The following is a 13,767-nucleotide window of genomic DNA, read 5'->3' on the forward strand; positions in this document are numbered from 1 at the left end:
GATACAGCCCCGCGCCCCCATAGGGGCGCTGCGCAGTCGCCGTCCGAAATCCGCGAGCCCTGTCCCCCCTTCCCTCCTAGCCTCTGGAGCATGATGAACGCCCCCTCCGTCCGCCGTACCGGACTACTCGCAACCGGCGCCGCCACCGTTACCGTCGTCCTCTGGGCCTCCGCCTTCGTCTCCATCCGCAGTGCGGGTGAGGAGTACTCGCCCGGCGCCCTCGCGCTGGGGCGGCTGCTGGTCGGGGCCGTGGTGCTGGGCGGCGTCTGTCTCGTCCGGCGAGAGGGGCTGCCACCTCGCGCGGCCTGGCCCGGGATCGCGATATCGGGGCTGCTGTGGTTCGGGTTCTACAGCGTCGTGCTGAACTGGGGCGAGCAGCAGGTGGACGCCGGTACGGCGGCGCTGGTGGTGAACATCGGGCCCATCCTCATCGCGCTGCTGGGCGCCCGGCTGCTCGGCGATCCGATGCCGCCGCGGCTGCTGGCGGGGATGGCGGTGTCGTTCGCCGGTGCGGTGACCGTGGGGCTGTCGATGTCGGGCGGGGGCGGGTCCTCGGTGCTCGGGGTGGTGCTGTGTCTGCTCGCCGCGGTCGGATACGCGGGCGGTGTCGTGGCGCAGAAGCCGGCGCTCGGCCATGCCAGCGCGCTCCAGGTGACGACGTACGGGTGTCTGGTCGGGGCGGTCCTCTGCCTTCCCTTCGCCGGGCAGCTGATCGGCGATGCGGCCGACGCCTCCCTGTCCGCCACGCTCAACATGATCTACCTGGGCGTCTTCTCGCTCGCCCTCGCCTTCACCACCTGGGCGTACGCCCTCGCCCGTACGACCGCCAGCAGCATGGGCGCGACCACGTACGCGGTGCCCGCGCTGGTCGTGCTGATGTCCTGGCTGGCGCTGGGCGAGGTGCCGGGGCTGCTGACGCTGGCGGGCGGGGCGCTGTGTCTGGCCGGGGTCGCCGTGTCGCGGTCCCGGACGCGGTCCGCTCGGGTCGTGGCAGCCGCCGCGCCGCAACCCGAGCAGACCCGCGAGTCGGCGTGAATCAGCGCGAACGCGCCCTGTCCGCGAGGACCTTGATGGACAGCAGGGCGATCACCGAGAGCCCGATGATGTAGCCGGAGACGGCCATCGAGGTGCCGGTGGCCTCCAGCAGCAGCACCATCATGAACGGCGCGAGTCCGCCGCCGAGCACGGCCGCGATCTGGTAGCCGAGGGAGGCGCCCGTGTAGCGCATCTCGGCCGTGAACAGCTCGGCGAACAGGGCCGCCTGGGGGCCGTACATGATGCTGAGGAAGCAGCTGGCGACGAACGTGCCGACCGCCAGCCACAGCAGCGAGCCGGTGTCGATCAGCAGGAACAGCGGTACCGCCCACAGACCGATGCCGGCCGCGCCGATGGCGTAGATACGGATGCGGCCGATCTTGTCCGAGAGCGCGGCGGCGGCCGGGATCAGCACCAGCTGGGTGAGGCTGATGCAGAGCGAGACGGTGAGGACGGCGCTCTTCTTCATGCCGAGTTCGCGGGTCGTGTAGTCGAGGACGCCGGTGATGATGATGTAGAAGGTCGCGGTGTTCACGGCGAAGGAGCCGCCGGCGAGGAGCACCGTACCGAGGTGGCCGCGCAGGATGGTGCGCAGCGGGGAGGACTGCTCGGCCTTCTCCTTCTCGGCCAGCTTCTTCTCCGCCTCCCGGAACTCGGGGGTCTCCTCGACCCGCGTGTGGATGTACCAGGCGAGCAGGAGGACGAACAGGCCGACGAGGAACGGCACGCGCCAGGCCCAGGCCGCGAACTGGGAGTCGGTCGTGAACGCTCCGGCCAGCAGGAACACCGTGTTCGCGGTCACCACGCCGATGGGGACGCCGAGCTGGACGAAGCTGCCGTAGATGCCGCGCTTGCCCTCGGGGGCGTACTCGGTGGCCATCAGCATCGCGCCGCCCCACTGGGCGCCGACGGCGATGCCTTGCAGCACGCGGAAGAGAACCAGCAGGATCGGGGCGGCGACGCCGATCGTCTCGTACGTCGGGAGCAGGCCGATGCCGGTGGTGGCGAGGCCCATCAGGGTGAGCGCGAGGACCAGCATGGGCTTTCGGCCGCGCTTGTCGCCGAGCTGGCCGGCGACGATGCCGCCGAGGGGGCGGGCGAGGAAGCCGACCGCGAAGGTGGCGAAGGAGGCGAGCACTCCGGCCGTGGGGCTGCCGGCCGGGAAGTAGAGGTCGCCGAGCACCAGGGCGGCGGCGATGCCGAAGACGAAGTAGTCGTACCACTCCACCGCGGAAGCGAGAGCGGCAGCGGTTGCTACGCGGCGGCGGTTGCCGTCGGCGGGAGCGGTGGAGGTGAGCGGTTGAGCGGAAGGTGCCGTGTCCATGCGTGCACACTCCGGGGTGCTGGGGGCGGAACGGGGGGTGGCTTGGGTTCCGGGGAACGTACTGACCGGACGGTATGGACGTCAACGGGTCGCACAGCAGCAGTTTTGCCTGTACATGGCACGGAGGAGCGGATCCGGGCATGCCCGCGCGCCCCGGTCTCCGTGGGAGGCCGGGGCGCGCGACGGGCAGGCCCTAGGTCATGTCCGCAAAGTCCCGCCTGCCCCGCGACGCCTGGCACGCTCCCCCAGAGGGGGCACCCCCATCGCCGCACCGGGCGAAAGCCCACGTACAACCAGTACGAGGGCTCCCGCCCGGCACGCCGAGAGCACGCTCCCCCACCCTCGAACCGCGCTTCGCACGGCTCGGGCGGGAGGTGCCCCCACGACGCCGCGGGGCCCGCCCTCCGGGCGGACGACGGGACTTTGCGGACACGACCTAGAACACCACCAGCGCCCTGCCGCCCTTCCCCGCGAGCATGTTCTCGAACGCCGCCGGGATGCCCTCCAGGGCGATCCGTTCCGTCACCAGCGCGCCGAGGTCCAGGCGTCCCGCGCGGATGTGCTCGGCGAGGACGGGCAGGTCGCGGGCGGGGTCGGAGTTGCCGTAGACGCAGCCGGAGAGGGTGCGGCCCCAGTGGAAGATCTCCAGGGCGTTGAAGGTGACCTGCTGGTCCTTGCCGCCGATGCCGACGACCGTGGTGCGGCCGCCACGGCGGGTGGAGTCCCAGGCCGTGCGGATCGTGGTCGCGCGGCCGACGCACTCGACGGCGACGTCCACGCCCTGCTTGCCCGTGAGGCCGCGGATCTCGCGGGCCGTGTTCTCGGAGGCGATCACATAGTCGGTGGCGCCGGCCGCGCGGGCCAGTTCCTCCTTCTCCGGGGAGACGTCCACGGCGACGATCTTCGCCGCGCCCGCGATCCTGGCGGACTGGAGGGCGGCCAGGCCCACGCCGCCCACGCCGAACACCGCGGCCGTCTCCCCCGGCTGGACCCGCGCCGAGTGGTGCACGGCGCCGTAGCCGGTGAGGACGGCGCAGCCCAGCAGGGCGGCGTCGGTGAGCGGGATGCCATCCGGAAGCGGCAGGAGGCAGCCGGCCGACACGACCGTCTCCTCGGCGAACGCGGCGACGTTCAGGCCGGGGTGGAGGTCGGTGCCCTCGGCGGTGCGGGCGTAGACGTCGGCGGCGCCGTTCAGGGCGTTGGCACACAGCCAGACCTCGCCCAGCCCGCAGGCGTGGCAACTGCCGCAGGACGGAGCCCAGTTGAGGACGACTGCGTCGCCGGGCGCGATGTGTGTGACGCCCTCGCCCACGGCGACGACGGTGCCCGCGCCCTCGTGGCCCAGGACCGCGGGGACGGGGACGCGCATGGTGCCGTTGGACAGGGACAGGTCGGAATGGCAGACGCCGGCGGCGGCGAGGCGGACGCGGACCTGGCCGGGTCCGGGGTCGGGCAGGTCGATCTCGGTGACCTCCAGCGGGGCACCGATGGCGGGCAGGACGGCGGCACGGACGGCCATGGGTAAGGCTCCCTTGAACTTGCTCAGAACTGGAGGGACTTGGTCTGGAGGTACTCGGCCAGGCCGTGTGCGCCGAGTTCGCGGCCCACTCCCGACTGCTTGTAGCCGCCGAAGGGGGCCAGCGGGTTGAAGCGGCCGCCGTTGATGTCGACCTGCCCGGTGTCCATGCGGCGTGCGAAGGCCACCGCCTCCGTCTCCTCGCCCGCCCAGACGGCGCCCGCGAGGCCGTAGACGGTGCCGTTGGCGATGCGCAGGGCGTCCTCCTCGTCCTCGTAGCGCAGGATCGACAGGACCGGGCCGAAGATCTCCTCCTGGGCGACGGTCATGTCGGGTGTCACGTCGGCGAGGACGGTCGGGCTGACGTAGTACCCCAGCTCGCGCGGGGCTTCGGGGCCGCCCGCGACCACGCGCGCCCCTTCGACCACGCCCTTCTCGATGTAGCCGAGCACCCGCTCCTGCTGCGTGGCGTTCACCACCGGGCCGATGCGCTCGCCGTACTTCGTGGCGGCGGCCGTGGCCAGCGCCACGGCCTCGTCGTACTGGTCCCGGTGCACCAGCATCCGCGTCCAGGCGCTGCACGTCTGCCCGGAGTTGGACATGACGTTGGCGACGCCGACGTTGACCGCCGTGGCGAGGTCGGCGCTCGGCAGGATGACGTTGGCGGACTTGCCGCCCAGTTCCAGGGCGACCTTCTTGATCGCCGCGCCGGCCACCGCGCCGATCCGCCGGCCCACGGCCGTGGAGCCGGTGAAGGAGACCAGGTCGACGCCGGGGTGCTCGGCGAGCGCCTGGCCGGCGACCGGGCCGCGGCCGGTGACCAGGTTGAAGACGCCCGCGGGCACGCCGGCCTCGTGGACCGCCTCGGCGAAGAGCTGGGCGACCAGCGGGGTGTCCTCGGCGGGCTTCACCACCACCGTGCAGCCGGCTGCCAGCGCCGGGGCGACCTTGGCGACGATCTGGTGGAGCGGGTAGTTCCAGGGCGTGATCGCGCCGACCACGCCGATCGGCTCGTGGTACACGGTCGAGTTGCCGACCTTCTCCTCGAAGGCATACGTCGCCGCCAGCTCGGCGTACGAGCCCGCGACCGCGATCGGCACGGCGGCGTGGACCGCCTGGGAGAACTTCAGGGGTGCGCCGAGTTCGGCGGTGACCGTCTCGGCGATCTCGTCCTTGCGGGCGTCGAGGAGGTCGCGCAGTGCGGTGAGCCGCGCGGCGCGCTCGGCGGGCGGGGTGGCGGCCCAGGCCGGAAGGGCGGCGTGGGCGGCCCGTACGGCGGTGTCGACGTCGGCGGCGGTACCGGCCGGGACCCGGCCGACGACCTGTTCGTCCGCCGGGTTCACCACCTCGATCACATCCCGGCCCTCGGCGGGGCGCCAAGCGCCGTCGATGTACATGCCGTCGTGTGCCTTCATGGCGTTTCCTCCGGGGCGGGCCATCCTGATGTCCAGTACATAAACTAGCGGCGATAGTTTTCGTGCACCAGGCGTCCTATGACACCAGACGGGTGTGACCGGCGGCTCAGCGGCGCCCCAAAGGGGCGCGGGGCTGTATCGATGTGCGGCTCCGCCGCGTGGGCGCGACCAGCCACGACGGCGCCGCGCCCGAAACAAGTCCTACAGCGGCACCCCCCATCGCGGCGCCCCCAGCGGAGCGCCCGTCACTCCTCCAGATCGGGCAGCCGCGCCGGATCCGGGCAGATCCGTTCGCCGTGGTGGTCGAAGACGAACAGGTGGGCGATGTCCACGAGGAGCGGGACCTGCATGCCGTGCCGGAGGTCGAAGTCGGCGGTGGTGCGGACGATGAGGTCGCCGGGGAGGCGGCCCTCGGGCGGCGCCGGGTCGGGGGCGGCGTCGGCCGGATGCTCCAGTGTCACCACGGGCCCGGCCCGCAGGGCGCCCGCCCGGGTGCGGAGCCGGTCCAGCACGGTGCCGGCGTCACGGCGGCGGCGCCGGACCGGGCGGACCGGACGCGGGGCCTCCAGATCGGGTACGACGGCGGGGCGTGAGCCGGTGTTGAAGTGGACGAGGACCTCGTGGCCCTGGAACTCGACATGCTCGACCAGGCCGGTGATGTGCACCTCGCCCGGCCGGGCGGAGGTGGGCCGGGCGATCCGGACCGCCTCCGAGCGCAGGCCCACGATGACCTCGCGGCCCTGCTGGACGCGGAGCAACTGGTGGTCCAGGGTGAGCGGTTCGGGCAGCCGGAGGTACTGCTTGCCGAGGCTGATGGTCATCGCGCCGTCCAGCGGTGCCCGTACGACACCGCGCAGGAGGTTGATGCGCGGCGTGCCGATGAAGGCGGCGGCGAAGACGTTGCGGGGCAGCGCGTACACCGAGCGCGGGGTGCCGACCTGCTGGAGGACGCCGCCGCGCATCACGGCGACCCGGTCGCCGAGGGACATCGCCTCGGCCTGGTCGTGGGTGACGTAGACCGTGGTGACGCCCAGCTCGCGGGTGAGGGCGGAGATCTCGGCGCGCAGATGGCCTCGGAGCTTGGCGTCGAGGTTGGACAGCGGCTCGTCCATCAGGAACGCGGTGGGGTGGCGGGCGATGGCCCGGCCCATGGCGACGCGCTGGCGTTCGCCGCCGGAGAGCTGCGCGGGGAAGCGGTCGAGGAGGTCCTCGATGCCCAGCATGCGGGCGGTGGTGTCCACGCGCGGGCGCGGGTCCGCGCCGGGTGCCTCGATGCGCAGCGGGAAGCCGATGTTGTCGCGGGTGGTCATGTTCGGGTAGAGGGCGAAGTTCTGGAAGACCATCGCCATCCGCCGCGCGGCGGGCAGCAGGTCGTTGGCGTACTCGCCGTCCAGCAGCAGTTCGCCCTCGTCGATCTCCTCCAGGCCGGCGATCATCCTGAGCAGGGTGGACTTGCCGCAGCCGGAGGGCCCGAGGAGGACGAGGAACTCGCCGGGTTCGATGTCCAGCGAGACGCGGTCCACGACGCGGACGCCTCGCGTGAATGCCTTGCTCACGTCGTGCAGAGATATGGCGCGTGTCATGACGGCTGCCCCCGGGGGCTCATTTGCTCCGCGGTCGAACGCCTCGTGCGGGTCGTACGGGGCGTATGAGTCACGGAAGTTAACGGAATGTGTGCGGCCGAGGGAAGGGAATGGGCGGGATCGGGCACGGCGTTCCGGCAAGTGAGAAAGCGGACGATCGGCTTCAGCGCTTTTCGGCCGCTGCGCGCGGCTCACGGGTCGCGGTGAGATGGGCGAAGACGACGACGTTGCCGGAGTAGCCGGTCCTGCGGTCGTAGTTGCCGCCACAGGTGATCAGCCGCAGTTCCGGGCGCTTGCGGGCGCCGTACACCTCGTGGTTGGGGAACTTGTCCTTCTCGTACGACTTAATGGCGTCGACGGAGTAGACGGCGGTGCGTCCGTCGGCGCGCCGCACCTCGACGCGTTTGCCGCGCTTCAGTTCACCGAGGCCGCCGAAGACGGCGGGGCCGGTTTCGGTGTCGAGGTGGCCCACGGCGATGGCGGTGCCCTGCTCGCCGGGTGACGGCCCGTCCGCGTACCAGCCGGCCACGTCGGGCTCGTCCTCCGGGGGCGCGGGCAGGCGCCGCTCGCTGTCGAGGCGGAGGTCGATGAGCGGAGCGTCGATGCCGACGTAGGGGATGACCAGGCGGGTCGCACGGGAGCGGGGCAGGGGGCTCGGCGGGGCCGGGCGGTTGCGGGCCTTGCCCGAGGGGGCCGGACGGGAGGGCGACGGAGCCGGGGGCACCGCCTCGCGTCCGGTCTCGCGTCCGGTCTCGGCAACGGCGTCGGGCCGGGCCTCGGTTCCGGGGCGGGCGTCGGCGGCACCGGAACGGGTGGCCTCCTCGCGGGCGTCCGTGCCGGCGTCATCGGACGCGGTGACGCCGGCACGGCCGCCGGAGACTTCGGGGGAGCCGGGAGCCGACGCGACCTCTCCGGCGGGCGGCTCCCCGCGCTCGCTCAGCCGGATGCCGCCCACCACCAGCAGAACGGTCAGTACGGCCGTCCTCGCCAGGCGGTAGGCGCGCCTCCGGTACCAGGGCCTTCGCCGCTTCCTACGCGCCATGCGAGCGACGGCGGAGCCGGAACCACACCACCCCGCCCACTGCGGCCAGGCCCACGACACCCGCGCCGGCGACCGTGGTGAACGCCTCATCGCGCGCGAAGCCGCCGCCCCCGGCGGGCGGACCGCCCTGCGGGCCGGGCGAAGGCGTCGACATCGACGCCCGGCAGTCGACCGTGAACGTCTTCTCCCGCTCGGCGCCCGTCATGCCCGTGAACGACCAGGCGAGCCGGTACTGCCCGTCGGGCAGGTTCAGGTCCTCGGTGTGGCCGATACCGCCCGCGAGATTGAGGGTCCCGCGGAGCGTGGCACCACTCGGCACCTCGGGCTGGGTCCTGATGTTCCAGTTGACGGCCGTGATGGTCTCGAAGTTGGCGGCGTCGAGGTAGAAGCGGCAGACCCTCGGCTCGTCGATCGCGTCACCGTACGGCGTGCGCGCGACCCCGTCCCACGGCGCCGTGTGGATCTTGACGGTTCCGTTGTCACCGGGAGCCATCGGCGCGGCGCCCGCCGTCGGCAGGCCGGAGAGCGGGGTGAGCGCGGCGGTCAGCGCCGTGACGACGGCGAAGCGCACTCCGGCGCGGCATGGAAGAGGCGTGGTGGGCATGCGAATCCTCCGAGTCAGACGATTTTCGTACAAATCGCGCTTTGTCTGACTCTCTTTCACATGCGCGCGTCGAATCGCGGGAACAGCGCCCTACGGCCCGTCAAATTCCACTCTTTCGCCGTAAACCCGACTTCGACCGGCCGCGCTCACCCCGCCCGCCGGGGTCCTCCGACTCCCCCGCCGTACTCCCCGGCGCCCGCAGCGCCGTCGCCGCCGACAGCAGCAACAGCGCCCCCAGCATCACGAACGGCGCCGCCACCCCCGCGAGACCCGCGATCAGGCCCGCCGACGCCGGGGCCGCGACCTGCCCGAGCCGGTTGCCGGTCAGACGCAGGGCGAGGGCGGTGGAGCGGGCGCCGTGGGGAGCCGCCTGAACGACCGTCGTCATGGACAGCGGCTGGCCGACGCCGAGGCAGAAGCCGAGCACCGCCAGCATCAGGGCCAGTGCCCACACCGGCACCGGCAGCGCGATCCCCGCGCACAGCAGGGCCGCCAGCAGACAGGTCACGGTGAGCAGCAGGGTCCGGCCCAGCAGCCGTAGCAGGGGCGTCAGGACCAGACGGCAGGCGATGGTGGCCGCCGCGCGCAGGCTGAGCAGCAGGCCGATCACGGACGGCGCGATCCCGCGGTGCTCGCCGACCACGGGGAGGTAGGCGGTGAGGATGTCGGTCGCGGAGAGCACGGCGAGGCTGATGAAGATGCCGGCGGGCACGCCCCGGGCGCGCAGGATGCGCTGGACGGGGACGCGCTCTCCCCGCTCCTTGCGGGACGCGGCCGCCGTACGGCGCTCTATGCGCCACAGCGAGGTCAGCGCGACCGCGCCGCCCGCGCCCGCCACCAGCAGGGCGAACGCGCTGGTCCCCGCCATGTCCCGGCCGCCGATCAGCGCGCCCGCGGCGATCGGGCCGACCAGCTGGCCGAGCGAGGCACCGATGGTGAAGTGGCCGAAGTTGCGGTCCTGTTCGTGCGGGGCGGACTGGCGGGCGACGAGGGACTGGGCACCGATGACGAAGCAGAGGTGGCCGAGGCCCATGACGCCGCTCCAGATCGCCATCGCCCCGAGGGAGTCCGCGAGGCCGCTCAGCGCGCAGCCCCCGGATATCAGCACGACGCCGACGGGCAGCAACGGGGCGCAGCGCCCGTGGTCGGTGCGGCGGCCGAGCGGGACGGCGGCGAACAGCGGCAGCAGGGCGTAGACGCCCGCGATCACGCCGACCGCACGCTCGTCCGCGCCCAACGCCAGCGCCCGGTAGGAGACGGCGGGCCGGGCCATCGACACCGCCCCCTGCGCGAAGCTGAAGGCGATGACGAGGCGGAGCAGCCAGCCACGGTTCCCACCGGGCGCCATGATCGTGTCCTCCCAGGGATCCCGGAACGTCCGGACGGGTCCGGAACGCCACGGAGCAGTGCGTGCGGGTCAGATGATGCCGAAGAGCAGCCCGGCCGCGAGGATGACGAGGCAGGTGAGGGCCGCCCACTTCACCACGAACCTGGTGTGGTCGCCGAACTCCACCTTGGCCATGCCGACCAGGACGTACACGGCCGGGACCAGCGGGCTCGACATGTGCAGCGGCTGGCCGACCAGGGAGGCGCGGGCCATCTCCAGCGGGGTGACGCCATGGGCCGCGCCGGCCTCGGCGAGGACCGGGAGGACGCCGAAGTAGAAGCCGTCGTTCGACATGAAGTAGGTGAGCGGCAGGCTCAGGATGCCGGTGACCAGGGCCATGTGCGGACCCATGCCCTCGGGGATGACGTCCACCATCCACTTGGCCATGTGGTCGACCATGCCGGTGCCCTGGAGGACGCCGGTGAAGACGGCGGCGGCGAAGACCATGCCGGAGACGTTGAGGACGTTGTCGGCGTGGGCGGCGAGGCGGGCCTTCTGGTCCGGGATGTGCGGAAAGTTCACGGTGAGCACGAGCGCGGCGCCGAGCAGGAACAGCACCGGGATCGGCAGCCACTCCATGATCATGCAGGTGAGCAGGGCGACCGTGAGCAGCGCGTTGAACCAGTAGAGCTTGGGGCGCAGGGTGGGACGGTTCGGGTCGAGGACCTGGAAGCGCTTCTTCTCGTCCTCGTCGTCGTCCTCGGCGTCGGCGCCCGAGCCGGATCCGCCGGTGGCGACCGCGTCCTTGCCCGTGCCGCCCGCACCGGAGCCGGCGCCGACCAGGACCGTCTCGGTCGCCTTCTCCTCGGCCTTCTCCTCCACCAGGACCTGGTCCAGGGTGAGGACGCCGAGCCGCTTGCGCTCGCGCAGACCGAGGAAGTACGAGAGGACGACGACGGCGAGGAGGCCGACGGCGAGGGCCGGGATCATCGGGACGAAGATCTCGCTGGCGTCCACCTTGAGCGCGGTGGCGGCACGGGCGGTCGGGCCGCCCCACGGCAGGGTGTTCATCACGCCGTTGGCCATGGCGGCCACACCGGTCATCACGACCAGGCTCATCTTCAGGCGCTTGTACAGCGGGTACATCGCCGAGACGGTGATCATGAAGGTGGTCGAGCCGTCGCCGTCGAGGGAGACGATCGCGGCGAGGATCGCCGTGCCGACGACGATCCGCATCGGGTCGGCCTTGGCGAACTTCAGGATCCCGCGCACGATCGGGTCGAAGAGGCCGACATCGATCATCACACCGAAGTAGACGATCGCGAACATGAGCATCGCCGCGGTGGGGGCGAGGCCGGTGACACCTTCGATGACGTAGTCACCGAGCTTGGCGCCCTTTCCGACGAAGACGCAGAACAATGCCGGAATCAGCACGAGCGCCGCGATCGGCGACATCTTCTTCATCATGATCAGGACCAGGAAGGTCGCGATCATGGCGAAGCCAAGGATGGTCAGCATGAGTGGATACCTAACGTTCGCCCTTGAACGACCCACCAGGGCCGGCGGTGGGACGACGTTAGGTCCGTTCAAACAGCCTTAACAAGACGTTGACATGCGAGCAATAAGCGCAAAACTCCAGGTCAGAGCTTTGCTCAGGTCAGAGGCGTGATCTTTTCGGCCACCGGGGCCACTTCAACCGGCACTCCGTTGAGCACGGCGTTGCCCGACAGCGGGTCGAGGAGGCTGCCGTCGAGGAGCTGGTTGACGTTGACACCGGGGTCGGCGGCGGCGTGGCCGAGGCGGGTGCCGGGGCGGTCGTGGCCCCAGCCGTGCGGCAGGCTCACCACGCCCGGGCGCACGACGTCGGTGACCTCCGCGGGCGCGGTCACCTCTCCCCCGGCGCCCTTGAGGCGTACGTCCGCCCCGTCCCGCACCCCGAGCCGCTCGGCGTCGTCCGGGTGGATGTGCAGGGTGCAGCGGTTGGAGCCACCCGTGAGGGCGGGCACGTTGTGCATCCAGCTGTTGTTGGACCGCAGATGACGGCGGCCGATCAGAACGAGTCCGTCGGCGCGCTCGCGCAGGGCCGCCCTGAGGCGGGGCAGGTCGTCGGCGAGGGGGCGCGGCAGCAGCTCCACCTTGCCGCTGGCGGTCTTCAGCGGCTGCGGCAGCCGGGACGCGAGCGGCCCGAGGTCGATGCCGTGGGGATGCGCGAGCAGCTTCTCCAGGCTCAGCCCGTCCGGTCGTACGCCGAAGCCGTCGCCGTACGGGCCCAGGCGCAGCATCATGTCGAGCCGCCGCTCGGGGCCGCTGACGCCGGTGAGCCGCGCGGCGAGTTCGTGCGGGTCCTGCCCGTGGACGGGAGAGTGGGGCTCCTTGACGGCCTTGCCGAGGGTCTGGCCGATGACCAGGTCGTCGACGGCGGACGGGTCGGCGCCGTGCATGCCGGTCGCGGCGAGGGTCAGCCGGGCCAGGATCTCGGTCTCCGCCATCCGGCCGGGCTCCAGCGGGACGGCGGGGCGGGTGTAGCGGACCTGGTTGCGCACGGCGAGGGCGTTGAAGGCGAAGTCGTGGTGCGGGCTCTGCGAGGGCGGGGGCGGGGGCAGTACGACGTGGGCGTGGCGCGAGGTCTCGTTGAGGTACGGGTCGACGCTGACCATGAAGTCGAGCGAGCCGAGGGCCTTGTCGAGCCGGTCGCCGTCGGGGGCGGACAGTACGGGGTTGGTGGCGACGGCGATGACGGCCCGGATCGGCTCGCCCTGCTCAGTGGCGGTGTCGATCTCCTCGGCGAGCGCGGAGAGCGGCAACTCGCCCTTGGCCTCGGGGTGTTCGCTCACCCGGGAGTGCCAGCGGCCGAGCGCGAAGCCACGGCCGGGGCCGGCGGGGCGAGGCGTCTTGTCGGTGGCCGCCTGCGGGAAGAGCGCACCGCCGGGGCGGTCGAGGTTGCCGGTGAGGACGTTGAGGACGTCGACCAGCCAGCTGGCCAGGGTGCCGTGCGGGACGGTGCAGCTGCCGATGCGGCCGTAGACGGCGGCGGTGGGCGCGGCGGCGAGTTCGCGGGCGAGGACGCGGATCGCGCCGGCGTCCACGTCGCAGGCGTCGGCGGCGGCTTCGGGAGTGAAGTCCCGTACGGCGTCGGGGAGTTCGTCGAGTCCTTGGAGATGCGGGGTCAGCTCGCCCGGATCGACCAGGCCCTCGTCGAAGAGGGTGTACGCCATCGCCGCGAGGAGCAGCGCGTCCGTGCCGGGCCGGATCGCGATGTGCCGGTCGGCGAGCTTGGCGGTGCGAGTGCGGCGCGGGTCGATGACGGTGAGGGTGCCGCCGCGGGCCTTGAGCGCCTTGAGCTTGCCCGGGAAGTCGGGGGCGGTGCACAGGCTGCCGTTGGACTCCAGGGGGTTCGCCCCGATGAGGAGCAGATGGTCGGTGTGATCCAGGTCCGGTACGGGGATCGCGAGGGCGTCGCCGTAGAGCAGTCCGCTGGAGACGTGCTTGGGCATCTGGTCGACCGTGGAGGCGGTGAAGACGCTGTGGGTACCGAGGCCGGCGAGCAGCACCGGCGGGTAGAGCGCACCGGCCATGGTGTGCACGTTGGGGTTGCCGAGGACGACGCCCACCGAGTTCGGCCCGTACCGCTCGACGACCGGCCGGATCCCGGCGGCGACCGCGTCGAAGGCCTCCTCCCAGGTGGCCTCGCGCAGCTCGCCGTCCTCGCGTACGAGCGGGGTGCGCAGCCGGTCGGGGTCGCCGTCGACGGCCCCGAAGGAGGCGCCCTTTGGGCAGATGAACCCCTTGCTGAACACGTCGTCACGGTCACCGCGGGCACCGGTGACCTCGGTCCCCTCGATGGTGAGGGTCAGGCCGCAGGTGGCCTCACACAGGGGACAGATACGCAGTGCGGTGCGGGACACGGGTCCTCCCGGGGTG

Annotated in this window: 10 protein-coding genes; 1 reads left to right on the plus strand and 9 read right to left on the minus strand. The window is 72.0% G+C overall.

The window, feature by feature from the left end; genetic code table 11:
- Window positions 1-90: 90 nt before the first annotated feature.
- Window positions 91-1,035, plus strand: a complete 945-nt coding sequence (locus KUM44_RS09835) for a DMT family transporter (RefSeq protein ID WP_217207417.1) — start codon at window positions 91-93, stop codon at window positions 1,033-1,035.
- A 1-nt stretch (window position 1,036) separates the two neighbouring features.
- On the opposite strand, the gene KUM44_RS09840 is transcribed toward KUM44_RS09835, so the two are convergent.
- The 9 genes from KUM44_RS09840 to KUM44_RS09880 all read right to left on the minus strand — a co-directional run bounded on the left by KUM44_RS09840 (window position 1,037) and on the right by KUM44_RS09880 (window position 13,751).
- A complete protein-coding gene (locus tag KUM44_RS09840) occupies window positions 1,037-2,359 on the minus strand; it encodes an MFS transporter (RefSeq protein WP_217207418.1) in 1,323 nt (440 codons plus the stop codon).
- Between the two features lie 436 nt (window positions 2,360-2,795).
- Complete coding sequence (locus tag KUM44_RS09845) at window positions 2,796-3,878, minus strand: Zn-dependent alcohol dehydrogenase (protein WP_217207419.1); 1,083 nt, start codon at window positions 3,876-3,878, stop codon at window positions 2,796-2,798.
- A gap of 23 nt (window positions 3,879-3,901) precedes the next feature.
- Window positions 3,902-5,290 carry an aldehyde dehydrogenase family protein gene (locus tag KUM44_RS09850; protein WP_217207420.1) on the minus strand — a complete coding sequence of 463 codons (1,389 nt, stop codon included), beginning with the start codon at window positions 5,288-5,290 and terminating at the stop codon, window positions 3,902-3,904.
- Between the two features lie 245 nt (window positions 5,291-5,535).
- A complete protein-coding gene (locus KUM44_RS09855) occupies window positions 5,536-6,873 on the minus strand; it encodes an ABC transporter ATP-binding protein (RefSeq protein ID WP_217207421.1) in 1,338 nt (445 codons plus the stop codon).
- Window positions 6,874-7,036: 163 nt separating this feature from the next.
- Window positions 7,037-7,915, minus strand: coding sequence for a class F sortase (locus KUM44_RS09860; protein WP_217207422.1), 879 nt, complete (start codon window positions 7,913-7,915; stop codon window positions 7,037-7,039).
- Entirely contained in the window at window positions 7,905-8,519 is a 615-nt protein-coding gene (locus tag KUM44_RS09865) for a hypothetical protein (RefSeq protein ID WP_217207423.1), read from the minus strand. The genes KUM44_RS09860 and KUM44_RS09865 overlap by 11 nt, the downstream gene beginning before the upstream one ends.
- Window positions 8,520-8,619: 100 nt before the next feature.
- Entirely contained in the window at window positions 8,620-9,867 is a 1,248-nt protein-coding gene (locus KUM44_RS09870; RefSeq protein ID WP_217207424.1) for an MFS transporter, read from the minus strand.
- A 69-nt stretch (window positions 9,868-9,936) separates the two neighbouring features.
- Entirely contained in the window at window positions 9,937-11,364 is a 1,428-nt protein-coding gene (locus KUM44_RS09875) for a CitMHS family transporter (protein WP_217207425.1), read from the minus strand.
- Window positions 11,365-11,498: 134 nt separating this feature from the next.
- Window positions 11,499-13,751 carry a molybdopterin oxidoreductase family protein gene (locus KUM44_RS09880; RefSeq protein ID WP_217207426.1) on the minus strand — a complete coding sequence of 751 codons (2,253 nt, stop codon included), beginning with the start codon at window positions 13,749-13,751 and terminating at the stop codon, window positions 11,499-11,501.
- Between the last annotated feature and the right edge of the window lie 16 nt (window positions 13,752-13,767).

The organism is Streptomyces sp. AC550_RSS872, assembly GCF_019049285.1.
GTDB lineage: Bacteria > Actinomycetota > Actinomycetes > Streptomycetales > Streptomycetaceae > Streptomyces.